This is a genomic window from Pseudomonas grimontii, from assembly GCF_007858185.1.
Lineage (GTDB): Bacteria > Pseudomonadota > Gammaproteobacteria > Pseudomonadales > Pseudomonadaceae > Aquipseudomonas > Aquipseudomonas grimontii.
In genome coordinates this window covers 22,809-38,474 of the sequence record NZ_VFES01000029.1, presented here as the reverse complement: position 1 = coordinate 38,474, position 15,666 = coordinate 22,809, and the positions used below count along the sequence as shown (strand labels likewise).

The following is a 15,666-nucleotide window of genomic DNA, read 5'->3' as shown; positions in this document are numbered from 1 at the left end:
TACGAATAAGAATTATTCTCATTGAACCCCATCAAGGAGATGTAACCATGACTTATTTGATAGATGCCTGGCTCGACCGCCCACATCCTTACCTGCGCATCCTCCATCGGGAAACCGGCGAAGTCTGTGCTGTGCTGGAAGAAGAAGCGCTGAATGAATTGCAGGATCAGGGCGATCTGGACGTCAACGGCCTGAGTTCGAGTGAACCTGGAGTACTGAAGGAAGTGGTGCGCAATCTGTTTCTATTCTGCTATGCCCGAGCGTTGCGCCCGGCGACGGAGCTCAATGGCAAATTCCATCCATGAGCACCCCGGCAAAACACTGTGGGAACGAACGGACGCGCTCCCACAGGTAACCAGCAGGTCTTACAGAACGTCGAGCAGTTCGACGTCGAATACCAGAACGCTGTGCGGCGGAATGCTGCCAACGCCTTGAGCGCCGTAAGCCAATTCGCTCGGCACGTACAGGCGCCATTTGCTGCCGGCATTCATCAGTTGCAGGGCTTCGGTCCAGCCGGCAATCACGCCGCCGACCGGGAATTCTGCCGGCTGGCCACGCTCGTAGGAACTGTCGAACACAGTGCCGTCGATCAGGGTGCCGTGGTAGTGGGTGCGCACCTGGTCTTCACGGGTCGGCTTGGCGCCGTCACCGGCGGTCAGCACTTCAAATTGCAGGCCGGAAGCCAGGGTGGTGATGCCATCACGCTTGGCGTTTTCAGCCAGGAAAGCCAGGCCAGCGCCTGCGGCCGCTTCAGCCTTGGCAGCCGCTTCGGCTTGCATGATTTCGCGGATGACCTTGAAGCTGGCAGCCATTTGCTCTTGGTCAACACGGCTTGGTTTGCCGGCGAATGCGTCGGTCAAGCCAGCCAGGATCGCGTCCAGGCTCACACCCGGCGGTGGGTTGTCGCGCAGTTGGTCGCCCAACTGACGGCCGATACCGTAGCTGACGCGGGTTTCGTCGGTGGACAGATTAACTTCGGACATGAAGAGGCTCCGCTGTAGGGCAGCACTGGAAACAGTGTTTGGCGCGCCGCCCTGAACTAAAAGGGCCAGCAGACTAGCACACAAGACCTGCTCATGATGAGCCCTCCACGGTAGCGCGGCACCGGGATCGCGACCCTTCGTCGCACGCGCAATAAAAGCACTTCAGATTCACCCCTCGTCGCCGATACAGCGCTACACACTTTGGCTGGCTCCAATAACAACACCGTCCAGCAGACAGATATCACCTTTGCGGAGCATTAGATGAACAGCTGGTTCGGTAACATCAGCGTCAACCTCAAACTGGGCCTGGGCTTCGGCCTGGTACTGGTCCTCACCTCGATCCTGGCCCTCACCGGCTGGACCAGCCTGGGCGGCCTGATCGACCGCAGCAACTGGATGAGCGACATCACCCAGCTCAACGCATCACTGACCAAACTGCGCATCGTGCGTCTGCAATACATGTTGGCCAACGGCGATGAAGCCGTGGCGCAGAACGTGCAGACCAGCCTGGATGCCTTCACTGCCCAGCAACAGAAACTCCTGGATAGCTTCAAGAGCCCGGAAAACGTCAAGCTGCTCAACGAGCAGAAAGCCATCATCACGGCTTATCAGCAATCCCTGAACAAAATGCGTGAGGCTTACCGTAACGGTAATGCCTCTCGCCAGGTGATGGGCGACAAGGCCGACATCGCCAACGCCCAAATCGACGCACTGGAAACCAGCGTGAAGCAAATGCCTGACAGCTCGGAGCACCTTGCCCAGTTCCAGGCCGTGGCCGACGCCAAGATGCAGTTCCAGTTGGCCCGCTACGAAGTGCGCGGCTACACCGGCAACGTCAACCCGGATACCGAAGCCCGCGCTGCCGCACAAATCGAAAAAGCTATCAGCGGCTTGAAAGGCCTCAGCGCCGCCTTCGGCGCCAGCCAGCAAAGCGCCCTGAGCTCGTTGGAAACCGCCCTTGGCGCCTATCGCAGCGCCGTACAGAACTACAAGGCCGCCAACGCCAACATCGTGGCTGCCCGTGCCGAAATGACCACCCAAGGTGCCGACATTGTCACGATCAGTGACAAGCTGTACGACATCCAGCTGAACCGTCGCGACGCCGAAAGCGCCCAGGCCCGCAGCCTGCAGTTAATCAGCACGTTGCTGGCACTGCTGGTCGGTATCGTCGCGGCACTGGTGATCACCCGCCAGATCACGCGTCCACTGCAGGAAACCCTGGCCGTGGTTGAACGCATCGCTTCCGGCGACCTGAGCCACAACATCCAGGTCACCCGTCGCGATGAGCTGGGCGTACTGCAACAAGGTATTCAGCGCATGGGCACGACCCTGCGTGAATTGATCAGCGGTATTCGCGACGGCGTGACCCAGATCGCCAGCGCCGCCGAAGAGTTGTCGGCCGTCACCGAGCAGACCAGCGCCGGTGTGAACAGCCAGAAGATCGAGACCGATCAGGTCGCCACGGCGATGCACGAAATGACCGCCACCGTGCAGGAAGTCGCCCGCAACGCCGAGCAAGCCTCCCTGGCCGCCGCCGATGCCGATGGCCAAGCCCGTGCAGGCGACAAAGTGGTAGCCGAGGCCATCGCCCAGATCGAACGCCTGGCCGCCGAAGTGGCGCGTTCCACCGACGCCATGGCGCACCTGCAACAAGAGAGCAACAAGATCGGCAGCGTGATGGACGTGATCAAGGCTGTGGCCGAGCAAACCAACTTGCTGGCCCTCAACGCGGCGATTGAAGCGGCGCGTGCCGGTGAAGCCGGTCGTGGGTTTGCCGTAGTCGCCGACGAAGTGCGTGGCCTGGCCCAGCGCACGCAGAAATCCACCGAGGAAATCGAAGGCCTGGTCGCCGGTTTGCAGAATGGTACCCAGCAAGTTGCCAACGTGATGAACAACAGCCGCAGCCTCACCGACAGCAGTGTCGAACTGACGCGCAAGGCCGGTGTGTCACTGGAAAACATCACCCGCACGGTGTCGAACATCCAGTCGATGAACCAGCAGATCGCCGCCGCCGCCGAACAACAAAGCGCCGTGGCCGAAGAGATCAGCCGCAGTATCGTGAATGTGCGTGATGTGTCCGAGCAGACCGCCACCGCGAGCGATGAAACGGCGAAATCGAGCGTGGAACTGGCGCGCTTGGGTAGCCAGTTGCAGCAGATGGTCAGCCACTTCCGGGTTTAAGACACCGCTCTCACTGTGGCGAGGACGCTTGCTCCCTCGCCCAGCAACCCCAGCCGCAAACTGGGATTGCAAAAAACCGCCTGACAAGGCGGTTTTTTATTGCCTGCGATTTGCCTCTCAGCCCTCGCCTTCCTCAACAAACACCACACGATTCCCAAACGGATCCTTGATGCTCATCTCCCGCGATCCCCAAGGCGTTTCCTCAACCCCAGGCTTGGCGTAACGGTAATCCTTGCCCAGCAATTGCTGCTGGTACGCGTCCACCCCTTGCGCCTGGATCCGCACCGCCGCGCCCGGCGAAGCATCGCCATGGTGCTCGCTCAAATGCAGTACACACTCTCCCAACGACACCTGCAGGTACAGCGGGAAATTCGCCTCGAAGCGATGCTGCCAATCGACCTTGAAACCCAGGAAGTCGACGTAGAATTCCAGCGCCTTGGCCTCATCGAAAATCCGCAGGATGGGGGTGACTTTTCCTAAGTTCATATGACTCTCCACGGGCGAAGCACTCGCTGTTGGCAAGCGATCACCCTAGCCCAATAAGTATCCAAAGTGAACACCATCAACCGTGGGAAATTCGGGTGATCATTGCGCTCGACAGTCGATCATTATCCACATGCACTTCATCGAACTTGTAGGCATTGTCCGCAAACTCCGCCAGGCGTCCCTCGTTGCGCAGACGCTCAATGGTACCTGGCGCCACACACTGACGAGCTTCCACAAACTGCGGGTTTGCCTCGATGTTTTCATTAAACGAGACGACCGGAATACCTTTACTCTCGATTTCGTAAAGGTGGTATTGGCCATTAAATTCGGTGTCGCCAAATTGCATTGCCGCCGCCTTGGAGCGGGAGGCCACCACGACATTGCCATCCATCATCTTTTCGGGACCGGAAAAGAAATTCGAGTCCCGAAAACCATAATTCTGCGGATCGCCTCGACGCTCTACGCGGTCGGCCTTTTCGACGCGATACAACTTCGCTACATCGGTGCGTTCGATCATGCCACGACCGTTGAAATACCCACCGACAGGCAGGTTGACATTGGCCTTGAACGGGTTGGTCTTGAGGACGCTGTCATCGTCATACGGCTCATAATTCCCGGATGACGTGGCATCCGATGCAACGGAAGAGGGCGAACCCTCATCTGCCGACTGCTCACTTTCCGGCGCGTCAACTCTTGGCCTTTTGGGCGTGGGCGGTGGCGCCTCCACGACCTCGTAGCGTAACTGTTCCAGCGGACGCTTGGCTCCCGGCCGCAGGTATATTTCCATGGACGAATCCCATAGAGGGTTCACCGCCCCCTCCGGCGCTTCGGGTAATCGAGTTGGTTGAGTCGGACTCATCAGCACGCCGATCTTCCCGTTCACCCGTCGATAATTGAAAAAGGGTTTACCGGCGGCGTCGCCCGCGGTCGACTGCGCGGCCGTTTCGGCGGCGGGGTCGCCGGTGGAGGGGCCGGCCTTGCCCAGCGCATGGAAAAACGCCATGGTCGCTACGTCCATCGCGGCGGCATGCAAGCCGCTTTCGCGCTCAGCCTGGGTGTCGCCTTCAACGGCCTGGTCAATTTCCATCCCCACCTGCGCCCCGTATGAGGTAGCGCCTACGGCGATACCGATCGGCCCAAGCAATGCCATGGGGATGGAGAATATTGCGTTTCCGGCTTGCAACAAACCCAGTGCATCAGCTTTGTACACCTCGGCATTGGACTTCATTTCGGTGTCGGCATCGTTGTTGATGCGCTGGCGTGTCTGGCTGGCCATGAAGGAAAACACGTCTGCGCCGATAGGGAAATCCAGGGTATTGATATGGCTCGCATTGGCCACCATGACGCCGGCACCGATTTTTTTCAGGGTACCGTCCACACCATTGACACTCAGGGCACCAAATACACCCTGTTGGCGATCGCGAAGTGCGAAATGCTCCGCCAATGCCGTGGCCTTGGCAGGCTCCTTGCTCTGTTCAAGCACCCATTGTTCCACCGCAGCACGGTTCTTGAACGTCAGCAGGGCGGGTTTTCCACCGGGGACATACAAGGTTTCAGTGTCGTCTTTGGACACGAACCGCAATATATCGTTGGATTTATAGCCATTTATGTCGAAGCAAAACACTTTGGTATCCGGATCCGGCGTCGCCTCTGCCTGCAATTGTGTCTTCGATACCGGCCCCTCAAGTGGCACATTGGGTACCGCCGCCCTCATCAGATGGGTATAGGCTTGCAGGCTCAGGCCCTGGTCGGGGTCCTTTTGGTTGAGGGCCCGCGCGGCGCGCGCCTCCAGCACAAATTGGTTTTTCGCCAGCATCCGCCACTCGCTGCCGTGCTGTGTCCAGAAATCGTCCAGCTTGGCGATCACCTTTTTCTGCAAATCACCCTCACGCACAAGGCTCAGCAGTTCACTGGGTTTCATACGCAGTTGGTTGTCTGCGTCATATGTCCCCTTGCGCGGGCCGTCCAGATAAAGGCCATAGACTGAATCCAGATCACGCCATGTCTCCTTGGCGCTAGGCACGTCATCATGAATCTTCGAATAGAGGTAGCCAGGCCCCGTTCGATCAAGAATTAATCGGCCCAGCCGGCCGAAAAAGTCCGGAACGCTTTCGCTGTGAAACAACGAAAACGGGCTGGTGTTCGAAGACAGGAAATGCGCCACCGCCTGAGCCTTGCCGGCAGTACCGTAGCGTTCCGCCGAGAAAAAATCACTGGCGACAGCTTCGGTGAGCGTCATGGATGACAGAGGTGCCCCGTGATGTTCCCACCCCGTCACAGCGCTGCCGGCATGGGTACTGTCAGCGGGCGAGAATTGATGCAGGTAAACCTTGTCGGGGTCGATCCATTGATTGGTCAAGTTCCAGACTTTTTCCTGGATCCAGCCTTTGATCGTGTCACGGGGAAAAGGAAACGCCGCGACAGCATTGATGCTTGGAACAACGCTTGCGCTACGAGTGACGCCGGCGAGTGGAGTGAGAAGACTGCCAACATGACTGGAACCAGCAGATTGAGTGGTCATACGGACTCTCCAGTAAACGGGGGGCCCATCTTAGAGAGCGACTACACAATCTCAATTCGCTTTTTGTAAGCGCTAATTGGCCATATTCTGAAACGCTATTCGACTTGGCAGCACCCCGTCAGGTGCCCGACTCCCACTTGAAACCCTGCCGCAAATCGCCACTGCGCGCCAGGAAACGCCCTGCTCGCTGAGTGTTCGCCTGCCCATTGCTGTAGCTCTGCACGCCATTGACCCACACGCTCTCAATCCCTTCTGCCGCACATTGCGGCGCCTTGAAATCCGCCACATCACGCACCCGCAACGGGTCGAACAACACTAGGTCGGCCCAATGCCCTTCACGAATTTCACCACGCTCGGATAACCCAAAACGCGCCGCCGACAAACCGGTCATCTTGTGCACCCCCGTATGCAGCGGGAACAACCCGACATCCCGGCTGAAATGTCCCAACACCCGTGGGAACGCGCCCCACAAACGTGGGTGTGGAAACGGATCCTCAGGCAAGCCATCCGACCCCACCATCGACAGCGGATGCGCGAGGATGCGTCGCACATCCGCCTCATCCATCCCGTAGTACACCGCCCCCGCAGGCTGCAGACGACGGGCGGCGTCCATCAGGGAGACGTCCCATTCGCCGGCAATGTCCTGCAAGTCGCGCCCACCCACTTCCGGGTGCGGCGTCGACCAGGTAATCGTGATGCGAAACGCGTCGGTCACCTGCTTCAGATCAAGGGTCGAAGAACTGGCCGCGTAGGGGTAACAATCACACCCCACCGGGTGGGTTTTCGCCGCCGATTCCAACGCTGCCAACAGCTGCGGACTACGCCCCCAGTTCCCCGCTCCCGCACATTTGAGGTGGGAAATGATCACCGGTACCTGTGCGTGCCGACCGATCAGAAAAGCCTCGTCCATCGCCTCCAGCACCGGTTCGAATTCGCTGCGCAAATGCGTGGTGTACACCGCACCGAAGGCCGTCAGCTCTTCACTCAGTTGCAGCACCTCATCGGTCTCGGCATTAAACGCGCTGGCGTAGGCCAGGCCTGTGGATAAACCGAGGGCGCCGGCCTCAAGGCTCTCGTGCAACTGCACGCGCATGGCGGCGATTTCAGCCGCAGTGGCGGTGCGATGCAGGTCGTCCATATGGTTACTGCGCAGCGCCGTGTGGCCGATCAATGCCGCGACGTTGACCGCTGGATGAGCGCTTTCAACGGCGCTGCGATAGTCGCTGAAACGGGGATAAACAAACGCCGCAGCGCTGCCTAACAAGTTCATCGGGTCCGGCGGATCGCTGCGCAAGCTCACCGGTGAGGCGCTGATGCCACAGTTGCCGACAATCACCGTGGTCACGCCCTGGCTGAGCTTGGGCAGCATCTGCGGCTGGCGGATGACCACCGTGTCGTCGTGGGTGTGTACGTCGATAAAGCCTGGCGCCAGCACACGGCCAGTCGCATCGATTTCATGCACGGCCGCCGCCGTCGACAAGTCGCCGATCGTCTCGATGCGCCCGTCACGCAGCCCCACATCGGCGACATAACCCTCGGTGTTGCTGCCATCGATGATCAGCGCTTGGCGAATCAGCGTGTCGTACGTCATATCAATCTCCAAGCGGCAGGCTGTCAGGACCGCCGCGATAATCGTCGAGGGCCAGCTTGATCCGGCGCAGGCGCTCCTGGTTGTCGTCGGGCAGGGCCAGCGCCAGCTCGGTGGCGAGCAGGTCGATGGCCAGCAGCATGCCGTAGCGCGCCGCCGTGGGTTTGTAGATAAAGCTGGTTTCGGCCGGTTGCAGTGGCAGCAGCACATCCGCCAACTGCGCCAAGGGTGAGTCGGCCAGGGTGATGGCGACGATGCGCGCGTCGTAGTTGCGGGCCAGGGCGACCACATCGAGCAATTCGGGAGTGAGGCCGGTGAGCGAGCAGACGATCAGCGCATGTTCCGGCCCCAGGGTTGCAGCCGTGACGCGCATCATCACTGGGTCGTGGCTGGCGGCAATTGGATAGCCCAGGCGTACCAGGCGCACCTGCAATTCATCGCTGCACAGGCTCGACGGCCCGCCCATGCCGAACGCGTGGATCATTCGCGCCTTGCCCAGCAGGTTCACCGCATCGACAAAACTCGCCTGGCTGAAACCCGACAAGTGCTGGCGCAACGTCGCCTCGATATCGCCGAGAATCTGCCGGTGAAACGCCGACTGTTCAGGCAACCCCGCCGGGTCCAGGAAGCGGCTGCCGACGCCGCTGGCCTGGGCCAGTTGCAGGCGCAGGTCGCGCAAATCCCGGCAACCGACACTGCGGGCAAAACGCGACAAGGTCGCGGTACTGACCTCGGCCCGTTGGGACAGCTCTTCCAGGCTGGCCGAGGCGGCAAAGCCCACATCCTCCAGCATCAGCCTGGCGATACGCCCTTCGCCGGCGCTGAAGGAATCCTGGCGGGCGCGGATCTGGTAAAGGATGTCCATGGGGTCTCCGGTTTACAGGATGCAGGACAGACCATAAGTGAGACCGAAGGCGACCACCGAAATCAAAGTCTCCAGCACGGTCCAGGTCTTGAAAGTCTGGATTACCGTCATATTGAAGTATTCCTTGATCAGCCAGAAGCCGCCGTCGTTAACGTGGGAAAAGATCACCGAACCCGCGCCAGTGGCCAACACCAGCAATTCCGGGTGTGGATAACCCAGGCCTAGGGCGACCGGGGCTACGACGCCGGAAGCCGTGGTCATGGCCACCGTGGCTGAGCCCGTCGCAATCCGCATCAACGCAGCAAACAACCAGCCCATCACCAGCGGCGACAGGTGGAAGGCATGCGCCAGGCCTAGAATTTCGTTGGTAACGCCAGCGTCCACCAATATCCGGTTCAAACCGCCACCCGCGCCCACCAGCAAGGTGATGCTCGCGGTCGGCGCCAGGCATTCATTGGTGAACCTGAGGATCGACTCGCGGTTGAAGCCCTGCGCCAGGCCCAGGGTCCAGAAACTCACCAGGGTCGCCACCAGCAGCGCGATCACCGAGTTGCCGATAAACAGCAGGAACTGATTGAAGCCGGTGCCCGGGGTGGAAATCACGTTGGCCCAGCCACCGATCATCATCAGTACCACCGGCAACAGGATAGTGCCCATGGTCAGTGCAAAGCTCGGCAAACGCTCGCGAGGTTCACGCTCGATAAACTGGCGTTCCAGCGGGTTTTGCGCCGGCAGGTGAATGTGCGGCACGATGAATTTGGCGTACAGCGGGCCGGCAATGATCGCCGTCGGGATACCGATGAGGATCGCATAGAGCACGGTCTGCCCCACCGACGCGTTATACGCCAGCACGGCCATCATCGCCGCCGGGTGTGGCGGCACCAACGCATGCACCACCGACAGGCCGGCGACCATCGGCAGGCCGACCATCAGGATCGACACCCCCACGCGCCGCGCCACGGTAAAGGCGATTGGCACCAGCAGCACAAAGCCCACTTCGAAAAACAGCGGCAGCCCCACCAGGAACGCGATGCACACCATGGCCCAATGGGCATTACGTTCGCCGAAACGGTTGATCAGCGTGCGCGCCACCTGCTCGGCGCCACCGGACTCGGCCATCATCTTGCCGAGCATCGTGCCCAGCGCCACGACCAGGGCGATATGCCCCAGGGTTTTGCCGACGCCCGCCTCGTAGGAACCCATGATGGTGTCTGCCGGCATCCCGGCCATCAGCGCCAGGCCAATGGACACCAGGGTAATGACGATAAACGGGTTGAGCCGGTAACGTGCGATCAGCACGATCAACGCAATGATGGCGATGGCAGCGTATGCCAACAGCCCGAAGCCCGGTGATGCGGCCATGCGGTACTCCTCGGAAAGGGTCACGTCGAGTTGGTTGTGAAACTCATAAATCATTACCGAGGCGTATTTTCAAACGTTATGAAAGTAACTTTCGCCCACGGATAAGCGCTGTCGCGTTGGGGTATGCCCAAGGGCCGCGCATGAAAATTCGGGGGGTGTTCTTACATGAAGATCAGAGAAGGCTGGAAACTCAACGAACACGCTTGAGTCATAGAATGCACATCCACTGATGCCAGGAAAATCGAGCATGATTCGCACCACTCTCGCCGCCGGCGCCCTGCTTCTCACCGTGTGCGGTACTGCTGCCGCCGACAACGCGGCGCTGAAGAAATGCATGGACGGCGCCAACACTACCGCCGACATGGTCGGTTGCAACGTCAAGGAAACCAAGGTGCAGGACGCGCGCCTGAACCGGGCCTACAAGACCGCCCTCGCCGCCCAGGAAGGCACACGTAAACAGCAACTGCAGGACCTGCAGCGCCTGTGGATCAAATACCGTGATGCCAATTGCGCCTTCGCCGGCTCCGCCACCGGTGGCACCATCGACCAGGTCAACGGCACCGGCTGCGTGTTGGGCATGACCCAGACCCGCGCCCAGGAATTGGAAGACCTAGTCGGGCCATGAAAAATCAGTCGTGATGCACCCGTGCCCGCTTGAGCAACTTCTTGCAGCGCTCAGACAAATGCAGCACGCGCAGATGCTTGCCGGCTTTGCTGTAGCGCTCGCGCAGGGTCATCAGCGCGGCAATCGCCGAGTAGTCGACAAAGCTCAGGTGACGGCAATCCAGGGTCACGTGGGCCGGGTCGTTGGCTGGGTCGAACTGGTTCAGGAAAGGCGTAGTCGAGGCAAAGAACAACGTGCCATGCAGGCGATAAAGCTTGCTGCCGTCCGCCTCCAGATGCTCATCGGCATACAGTTCACGGGCCTGTTGCCAGGCAAAGTTCAGCGCCGCGATCACGATGCCGCACAGTACGGCGGTGGCCAGGTCGGTGAACACCGTGATCACCGTCACCGCGATAATCACCAACACATCATTGAGCGGCACCTTGTTGATCACCCGCAGGGAGGCCCAGGCGAAGGTCTGCTGGGACACCACAAACATCACCCCCACCAGCGCCGCCAGCGGAATCCGCTCGATCAGCGGTGACAGAAACAAAATAAACAGCAGGATCATCACCCCGGCGAACACCCCGGAGAAACGCCCGCGCCCGCCGGAGCTGAGGTTGATCACGGTTTGCCCGATCATTGCGCAACCGCCCATGCCGCCGAACAGGCCCGAGAGCATATTCGCCGCGCCCAAGGCCACGCTTTCGCGGTCGGGGTAGCCACGGGTCTCGGTGATTTCGTCGGTGAGGTTCAGGGTCAGCAGGGTTTCCAGCAGGCCGACCATGGCCATCAGGAACGCATAAGGGGCGATGATGCCGAGGGTTTCCAGGGTCCAGGGGATCTGCGGCAGCGCAAAGGTCGGCAGGCCGCCGGCGATGTGGGCCATGTCACCGAGGGTACGGGTCGGCAGGCCGAGCAGGTACACGGCCAGGCCCACGCCAAGGATCGCCACCAGGGCCGGCGGCACCGCGCGGGTGATGCGTGGCAGCAGGTAGACGATGGCCATGGTCACCAGCACCAGGCCCGTCATCACGTACAACGGCATACCGCTGAGCCAGCTTTCACCGTTCTTGAAATGTTCCAACTGGGCCAGGGCAATGATGATCGCCAGGCCGTTGACGAACCCCAGCATCACCGGGTGCGGCACCATGCGCACCAGCTTGCCCAGGCGTAACAGGCCGAACGCGACCATGATCAGCCCGCCCAGCAGCACCGTGGCCAGCAGGTATTCCACGCCGTGCTGCACCACCAGCGCGACGATCACCACCGCCATCGAGCCTGCCGCCCCGGACACCATGCCGGGCCGGCCGCCGAACAAGGCGGTCAGGGTGCAAATGATAAAGGCGCCGTAGAGCCCCATCAGCGGGTTGAGGTGAGCCACCAGGGCAAAGGCGATGCATTCGGGCAGCAGCGCAAAGGACGTGGTGAGGCCGGCCAGGGCATCGGCGCGCAGACGGGTGAGGTTCATGAGGTACCAGGGCATTGCGGGGGATAAGGCGGGGAATGGTACGGAATTGAGCCCGGTGGGGCCAGATTTTTAAGGCCAGCCCGCTCGCCACAGGGACAGTGTTGCTCCTTGACTGACCGGCATTGGGGCTTGCCACACGTAAAAGACAGAAAACTTAGACCATCTCGTCGCGAATCCACTCCACCACCGACGTGCGCTTCGGCGCCCAGCCCAGCAACTCGCGGGCATGCTTGCCGCGCACGCGGCTGTTGGAGCCCAGGCCATAGTTGGCCATTTCATAGCCCCACTCGGCTTCAGCCTCGGCCAGTGGCCAATCCTGTGGCTGGCCCAGGTCCAGGGCGTGGGCGATAGCCGTGGTCATGTCGATAAATGAGGCCTCGCCGCTTTCCACAAAGTAGAACGTCCCCGGCACGTTCCTGGTCAGTGCCAGCAGGTACAGCGCCACCACGTCTTCAATGTGCACGTTGGACCAGATGTTCTGCCCGGTACCGACATGGCGCACCACACCGCTCTTGCGTGCCTGCTTGAGCAAGCGCGGCAGTTGCACGCTGTCGCGCTTCACGCCCAGGCTGTGGCCGTAGATCAGGGTGTTGCAGATCACCGCTGAGTTCACGCCGTCTTTTGCCGCCGCCAGAATCAGCTGGTCGATGGCCACGCGCGCGGCCTTGTCGACGGTCGGTTCCGGCAGGCTGTCTTCGAAGTAGATGACATCACTGGCCTTACCGCCCGACGCATCGCCGACGATGCTCGAACCGCTGGTGTGCAGGAATGGCTTGTTCGAGCCTTTCAGCGCGGCCAGCAGGGTTTCCACCGCGGCACGATGGTCGCTGCTCGCGGCATTGATCACTGCATCGGTTTTCTGCGCTTGCTCGGTCAACACAGCAGCATCGTCGAGGGTGCCGATCACCGGGTTGATGCCCAGGGCGGTCATTTCAGCGGCTTGCTCGGCGTTGCGTACCAGGCCGGTAACGCTGTGACCGGCCTTGACCAGGCCAGTGGCGATGGAACCGCCGATAAAGCCGGCTGCGCCGGTAATGAATACGTGCATGGAGAGTGCTCCTGACGGGGTAAGTGATGGGTCCATTGTTACGGACTCATCCCTGACGAATAAGCCCGCACCGCCCAATTCACTCTTGCGCGACGGTCACGAATCAGCAGGCATACCGCGCCAGCTTGGCCTGGATAAAGTCCAGGAAGCACTGGATGCGCAGCGCCAATTGCGAGTTGCGGTAGAACACCGCGTGGATCGGTTGGCGATACCCACTGTTGAACACCTCCAGCACCGGCACCAGGCGTCCGGCATTGATGTCTTCGGAGGTCATGAAGTTCGACAGACAGCAAATGCCCTGCCCTTCCAACGCCAACTGGCGCAGGGTTTCACCACTGGACGCGGCCACGCTGGGCTGGATCAGCCAGCGGTCACCCTCCACATGGCGCAGCGGCCAGTGGTTGAGGGTTTCGGTCTGGGTAAAGCCCAGCAAGGTGTGATCGGCCAACTCGGCGACCGTCGTCGGCGTGCCGTACTGCTTGAGGTAGTCGGGGCTGGCGAGGATATGCAGCGGCGTACAACCCAGGGATCGCGCATGCAGGGTGGAGTCGGCCAGGGCACCGATGCGAATCGCAATATCGGTGCTCTGTTCCAGCAGGTCGATGATCAGGTCATCGCTGTTCAACTCCAGCTGGATCTCTGGATACAAACGCCGGAATTCGGCGATGTAGGGCACGATCCCATGCAGCATGAAGGGCACGGCGGCATTGATGCGCAGGCGCCCGGCGGGGTTTTTCTGGCGTGACGACAGGCGCTCTTCCAGCTCGTCCATCTGCGCCAGGATCAGCTTGGCCTGCTCGAAGAAGTACTTGCCCTCCTCGGTCAGGTCCATGCGCCGCGTGGTGCGGTTGATCAGCGTGGTCTCAAGCTTGGCTTCCAGGCGCGACAGCGTGCGGCTGACCGCCGACGGCGTCTGCCCGACCTGCTCCGCCGCCGCGGAAATCGAGCCGCACTCAATCACGCTGACGAAGATCTGCAGCTCATCGGATCGGGCTTTCACAGGCGGTCCTCGTTATCGGTTCACAGCAGCTTACACCGAGAGGTTGAACACCTGCGCCAGATGCTGCTCGTAGCGCGCCACATCGGCTTCGATGGCCGGGCGCTTCATCACGTCCACGCACAGGAAGGTCGGCAGGCCGGTCATGCCGAGGAACTCATTGGCTTTGTGGAACGGAAAGTACACCGCGTCCACGCCCTTGGCTTCGAAGAAGTCAGTCGGGTCGTCGAAGGCTTGCTGCGGCGCATTCCAGGTCAGCGACAGCATGTATTGCTTGCCCTGGACCAGGCCGCCGCTGCCGTATTTCTGCGAGGCGTCGGAACGGGTGCGGCCATCGCTGGCGTACAGGCTGCCGTGGCCTTCGGTGAAGACTTCGTCGATGTACTTCTTGACGATCCATGGCGCGCCCATCCACCAGCCGGGCATCTGGTAGATGATCACGTCGGCCCAGAGGAATTTGGCGACCTCTTCGGCCACGTCGTAGCCTTCGTCGATATGGGTGACTTTGACGTCGATACCGCCTCGGTCCAATACCGCCAAGGCGGTGTCATGCAGGGTGGTGTTGTAGCGGCCATCGGAGTGGGCGAACTTTTTGCCGCCGTTGAGCAGGAGTACTTTTTTCATGGGAGGCATCCAGAAGGTTGAAAATATCTGGACGCAGACTATCGACCTCGGCCCTTCGGAATAAGCGGCCACCGGGCAAAATACCTTTGACCCAAAAGCACGAATACATCGGGAATTGTTAACCAGCGATCAGCAGATGCCCACCCAGCAGTGCCATACCGATAAAAAACACCCGTTTGAACAACACTGCACTGATGCGTCGGCGCACCATCTGGCCCAGCCACATGCCCAGCAGCGCCGGCACCAGCGCCAGCAACGATGCATTGATTTCACCGCCGCCCAACGCACCGCGCCAGGCTAAACCGGCGGCCAGCGCCAGGGTCGATACCGTGAACGACAGACCCAACGCCTGCACCAGTTGATCGCGATTTAAACCCAGCGCCTGCAGGTACGGCACGGCCGGAATCACAAACACACCGGTGGCCGAGGTGATGATGCCGGTGATCAACCCACACAACGGGCCCAGCCAGCGCTCGGTTTTGGCGTTGACCTTGAACGTGGGCAGGAACAGTCCGCTCAGTGCATACGCCAGCAACGCCGCCCCCAGCGCGCGCACCACCCATTGCCCGCCGCCCATCCCCAGCCACAACGTGCCCAGTCCGGTGCCGAGGAAAATCAGCAGCAACATCGGCCACAGGCGCTTGAGCAAAGCACTCAGGTGCCCGCCGAATGCCAATTGCCACAGGTTGGTAACCGTCGACGGAATGATCAGCAACGCCGCAGCCTGCGCCGGCAAAATAGCCAGGCCGAGCATGCCCATGGCTACGGTAGGCAGGCCGAGGCCGATGACGCCCTTGACGGTACCGGCCAGCAGGAAGGTGCCGATCACCAGCAAAGTAAGAGCGGGGCCGAGGTTTTGGTAGAACGCGAGGAAGGTATTCATGGGCAAAGTGTGCGACTTTTCGATGCGCTCGGAAATTCGCCATATACTGAGAC

General features: G+C 60.7%; 14 protein-coding genes and 1 pseudogene. 4 read left to right on the top strand and 11 right to left on the bottom strand.

Annotated features, from left to right (window positions below):
- The first annotated feature begins 47 nt into the window (after nucleotides 1-47).
- Nucleotides 48-305, top strand: a complete 258-nt coding sequence (locus tag FIV39_RS29445) for a PA4570 family protein (RefSeq protein ID WP_003194088.1) — start codon at nucleotides 48-50, stop codon at nucleotides 303-305.
- Between the two features lie 60 nt (nucleotides 306-365).
- On the opposite strand, the gene FIV39_RS29440 is transcribed toward FIV39_RS29445, so the two are convergent.
- Complete coding sequence (locus FIV39_RS29440; RefSeq protein ID WP_003176055.1) at nucleotides 366-983, bottom strand: FKBP-type peptidyl-prolyl cis-trans isomerase; 618 nt, start codon at nucleotides 981-983, stop codon at nucleotides 366-368.
- A gap of 261 nt (nucleotides 984-1,244) precedes the next feature.
- Between FIV39_RS29440 and FIV39_RS34075 the strand changes: the two are divergent.
- Both FIV39_RS34075 and FIV39_RS34070 read left to right on the top strand, forming a co-directional pair.
- Nucleotides 1,245-2,309: pseudogene (locus tag FIV39_RS34075) on the top strand (methyl-accepting chemotaxis protein); the annotation flags it as partial.
- A complete protein-coding gene (locus FIV39_RS34070; protein ID WP_370879637.1) occupies nucleotides 2,301-3,164 on the top strand; it encodes a methyl-accepting chemotaxis protein in 864 nt (287 codons plus the stop codon). The pseudogene FIV39_RS34075 and the gene FIV39_RS34070, both read left to right, overlap by 9 nt.
- A gap of 117 nt (nucleotides 3,165-3,281) precedes the next feature.
- Here the strand turns inward: FIV39_RS34070 and FIV39_RS29430 are convergent, their stop codons facing one another.
- The 5 genes from FIV39_RS29430 to FIV39_RS29410 form a co-directional block, all read right to left on the bottom strand.
- Nucleotides 3,282-3,650 carry a glyoxalase superfamily protein gene (locus FIV39_RS29430; protein WP_090400745.1) on the bottom strand — a complete coding sequence of 123 codons (369 nt, stop codon included), beginning with the start codon at nucleotides 3,648-3,650 and terminating at the stop codon, nucleotides 3,282-3,284.
- 76 nt (nucleotides 3,651-3,726) lie between these two features.
- The gene (locus tag FIV39_RS29425) at nucleotides 3,727-6,171 is read right to left on the bottom strand and encodes a dermonecrotic toxin domain-containing protein (protein ID WP_143513831.1); all 2,445 of its coding nucleotides are present in this window, start codon (nucleotides 6,169-6,171) and stop codon (nucleotides 3,727-3,729) included.
- A gap of 118 nt (nucleotides 6,172-6,289) precedes the next feature.
- Entirely contained in the window at nucleotides 6,290-7,762 is a 1,473-nt protein-coding gene (locus FIV39_RS29420; RefSeq protein WP_090400747.1) for an N-acyl-D-amino-acid deacylase family protein, read from the bottom strand.
- Between the two features lies 1 nt (nucleotide 7,763).
- On the bottom strand, nucleotides 7,764-8,624 hold the full coding sequence (locus FIV39_RS29415) for a MurR/RpiR family transcriptional regulator (protein WP_090400748.1): 861 nt from the start codon (nucleotides 8,622-8,624) through the stop codon (nucleotides 7,764-7,766).
- Between the two features lie 12 nt (nucleotides 8,625-8,636).
- A complete protein-coding gene (locus FIV39_RS29410) occupies nucleotides 8,637-9,986 on the bottom strand; it encodes a GntT/GntP/DsdX family permease (protein ID WP_244176224.1) in 1,350 nt (449 codons plus the stop codon).
- 247 nt (nucleotides 9,987-10,233) lie between these two features.
- On the opposite strand from FIV39_RS29410, the gene FIV39_RS29405 reads away from it, so the two are divergent.
- Nucleotides 10,234-10,611, top strand: coding sequence for a lysozyme inhibitor LprI family protein (locus tag FIV39_RS29405; protein ID WP_090400750.1), 378 nt, complete (start codon nucleotides 10,234-10,236; stop codon nucleotides 10,609-10,611).
- A 4-nt stretch (nucleotides 10,612-10,615) separates the two neighbouring features.
- Here the strand turns inward: FIV39_RS29405 and FIV39_RS29400 are convergent, their stop codons facing one another.
- From FIV39_RS29400 to FIV39_RS29380, 5 genes are all read right to left on the bottom strand, one after another.
- On the bottom strand, nucleotides 10,616-12,061 hold the full coding sequence (locus FIV39_RS29400; RefSeq protein WP_090400751.1) for a SulP family inorganic anion transporter: 1,446 nt from the start codon (nucleotides 12,059-12,061) through the stop codon (nucleotides 10,616-10,618).
- Between the two features lie 154 nt (nucleotides 12,062-12,215).
- Nucleotides 12,216-13,109, bottom strand: coding sequence for an NAD-dependent epimerase/dehydratase family protein (locus tag FIV39_RS29395; RefSeq protein ID WP_090400752.1), 894 nt, complete (start codon nucleotides 13,107-13,109; stop codon nucleotides 12,216-12,218).
- A gap of 103 nt (nucleotides 13,110-13,212) precedes the next feature.
- The gene (locus FIV39_RS29390; protein ID WP_090400753.1) at nucleotides 13,213-14,109 is read right to left on the bottom strand and encodes a LysR family transcriptional regulator; all 897 of its coding nucleotides are present in this window, start codon (nucleotides 14,107-14,109) and stop codon (nucleotides 13,213-13,215) included.
- A gap of 30 nt (nucleotides 14,110-14,139) precedes the next feature.
- Complete coding sequence (locus tag FIV39_RS29385) at nucleotides 14,140-14,730, bottom strand: NAD(P)H-dependent oxidoreductase (protein WP_090400754.1); 591 nt, start codon at nucleotides 14,728-14,730, stop codon at nucleotides 14,140-14,142.
- Nucleotides 14,731-14,848: 118 nt separating this feature from the next.
- Nucleotides 14,849-15,613, bottom strand: coding sequence for a sulfite exporter TauE/SafE family protein (locus tag FIV39_RS29380; protein ID WP_090400755.1), 765 nt, complete (start codon nucleotides 15,611-15,613; stop codon nucleotides 14,849-14,851).
- Between the last annotated feature and the right edge of the window lie 53 nt (nucleotides 15,614-15,666).